This window comes from Streptococcus sp. 2154 (genome assembly GCF_013277255.1).
Taxonomy (GTDB): Bacteria; Bacillota; Bacilli; order Lactobacillales; family Streptococcaceae; genus Streptococcus; species Streptococcus pseudopneumoniae.
The window spans coordinates 4,127-6,643 of sequence record NZ_VMMK01000005.1; the positions used below are offsets into that span (position 1 = coordinate 4,127).

Annotated in this window: 3 protein-coding genes; all 3 read right to left on the reverse strand. The window is 42.3% G+C overall.

Going from position 1 to position 2,517, the window contains the following annotated elements; translation table 11 throughout:
- Positions 1-427: 427 nt before the first annotated feature.
- Positions 428-562, reverse strand: coding sequence for a 50S ribosomal protein L34 (gene rpmH / locus HT693_RS00120; protein WP_000831907.1), 135 nt, complete (start codon positions 560-562; stop codon positions 428-430).
- Positions 563-706: 144 nt separating this feature from the next.
- Positions 707-1,921, reverse strand: a complete 1,215-nt coding sequence (locus tag HT693_RS00125; RefSeq protein WP_055356962.1) for a pyridoxal phosphate-dependent aminotransferase — start codon at positions 1,919-1,921, stop codon at positions 707-709.
- Between the two features lie 221 nt (positions 1,922-2,142).
- On the reverse strand, positions 2,143-2,517 hold a 375-nt coding region (locus HT693_RS00130), incomplete at its 5' end, for an IS630 family transposase (RefSeq protein WP_172924628.1).

Sequence of the window (2,517 nt, forward strand, 5' to 3'; positions counted from 1 at the left end):
ATCACAGCTATCACAGCTACATTATACCACTTTGATAAAATTAGTCAACACTTATCCTGACACTTTTATCATTTTTTTCATCGCTGAATCTCACTAACAGTTCTATAAGGAAGTTAGCCACCCAGCCCTCCTAAAAATGAGATGTTTTAGAAGTAGAGGTGTCCTATTCTCGTTTCAATCTACTATAGCTTATGACGAGCCCTTCCTTTACCAGACAGATCTATAGCGAAAGGAAATAAAAACGCAACAGATTGATTAGGAAATGCAAAGCAATTTCTAAAACTGTTTTAGCAGTCGCTATCTACTATCCTAGCTTCCAGCTACTCTATCTTTGACACCGGGTTCATCTACTCTTGCCCCTATTTTTAAGCACAATAAAAGCCAGTAGACTCGAGTTCCTACTGACTTTCCTTCTCCGTGGTTTGGACTAGGCAGCCAAAACGTTGCGTCCTTTACGACGACGAGCTGCCAATACGCGACGACCATTTTTAGTTGACATACGGTTACGGAATCCGTGTTTGCGCGCACGACGAAGTTTACTTGGTTGATAAGTACGTTTCACGATGAATACCTCCTCATAGATTTTGTATTCGTTTAGCCGGCTATAAAGTGATCAGTTACTAAACATACTTTACCATTCTATCTGATTCTGTCACTTTTGTCAATAGCTCTAGGCAAATGTTTCCAGCTTTTTCTCATGTAAGCCCTATCTGCGATACTGTTTTAAGAAACGAGTCATCTTTTCTTGGATTTGGGCTAGTTCCTCGACACGAGGAAGGTAAACGATACGGAAGTGGTCTGGTTCCTGCCAGTTAAAACCGCGACCATGAACCAAGAGCACCTTTTCCTGCTTCAAGAAATCAAGGACAAACTGCTCATCATCATCGATACGGTACATATTGCGGTCGATTTTGGGGAAGATATAGAGACCCGCCTTGGGTTTAACGGCAGATAAACCTGGAATATCCTGAATGGCATGGTAGATGAAGTTTCTTTGCTCATAAATCCGTCCACCAGGAAGGAGTAATTCATCGACTGACTGGTGACCACCCAAGGAGGTTTGGACGACTTGTTGGGCCAAAACGTTAGAGCAAAGGCGCATATTGGACAGCATATTGAGCCCTTCGATATAGCCCTTAACATGAGTCTTAGGGCCAGACAAGACCATCCAACCCACACGGAAACCAGCGATACGATGCGATTTTGACAGACCATTCATGCTGACACAGAAGAGATCCGGTGCCAGACTCGCCACAGGCGTATGCACATGCCCATCCATGACCATGCGATCATAGATCTCATCCGCAAAGATGATCAAGTCGTTTTGACGGGCAATCTCAATAATCTCCAGCAAGAGTTCCTTCGGATAAAGGGCTCCAGTTGGGTTGTTTGGATTGATAAGGACGATTGCCTTGGTATTGGAAGTGATTTTTGACTTGATATCCGCAATATCAGGGTACCATTCTGCAGCTTCATCACAGATATAGTGAACGGCATTTCCCCCAGCTAGGCTGACAGCCGCTGTCCAGAGAGGATAGTCGGGCATAGGCACCAAGACCTCATCTCCATTGTCCAAAAGCCCCTGCATGGACATGACAATCAACTCACTGACACCATTTCCAAGGTAAATATCATCTATAGCCACATTGGGGAATTTCTTCAGTTGGCAGTACTGCATGATGGCCTTACGGGCTGAGAAAATCCCTTTGGAATCAGAATAGCCTTCACTATCACGCGCATTCATAATCAAGTCATGGATGACCTCGTCTGGCGCTGTAAAGCCAAATTCTGCTGGATTTCCTGTGTTCAGACGCAAAATCTTTTCTCCATTTGCTCGCATCCGCATGGCTTCTTCCAAAACCGGACCACGGATATCATAAGCAACATGCTCTAACTTACTAGACTTGTTATATTCTTTCATCTTGTTTCCTCCATTCATCAGACTAGTAACATTATACCACTAGAAAAAGAATGCGACAAGTTTGCTGGAAGCTGTTACTAGATTTATATAGAAGAAAACCCTCGCTAAAAGCGAGGTCAAGACAAGTGAAATAGCAGATGTTTTGCCAAAGAAAGATCACATACCAAAAGATAAACCTAGAAAAAGCAAGCCTAAAAAGGAGTCATAAAGAAGATTAATACTCAATCATTTTCAAAAAGCAACCTTGTCCATTGTCTGCTGACAGTGGACTTTAAAACGCTTTTTTCCAGTCCTTGAATAACTTCTTGAAGCTTATCAATGACGGCTTCCAATGTTTGGAAAGCCTTATTTTTGAAACCTCGTTTTCGAATTTCTTTCCAGACTTGTTCAATAGGGTTCATTTCTGGAGTATAAGGTGGGATAAAAGCTAACTCAATATTACTTGGAATCTCTAAGGTACTTGATTTATGCCATATAGCATTATCCATGACAAGTAAAATATAGTCATCTGGATAAGCTTGTGAGACTTGCCGTAGAAATTCATTGGTCCACTCAGTATTGCATCCTCCAGCAATGAGGAAAAAGGAATCTCCTGT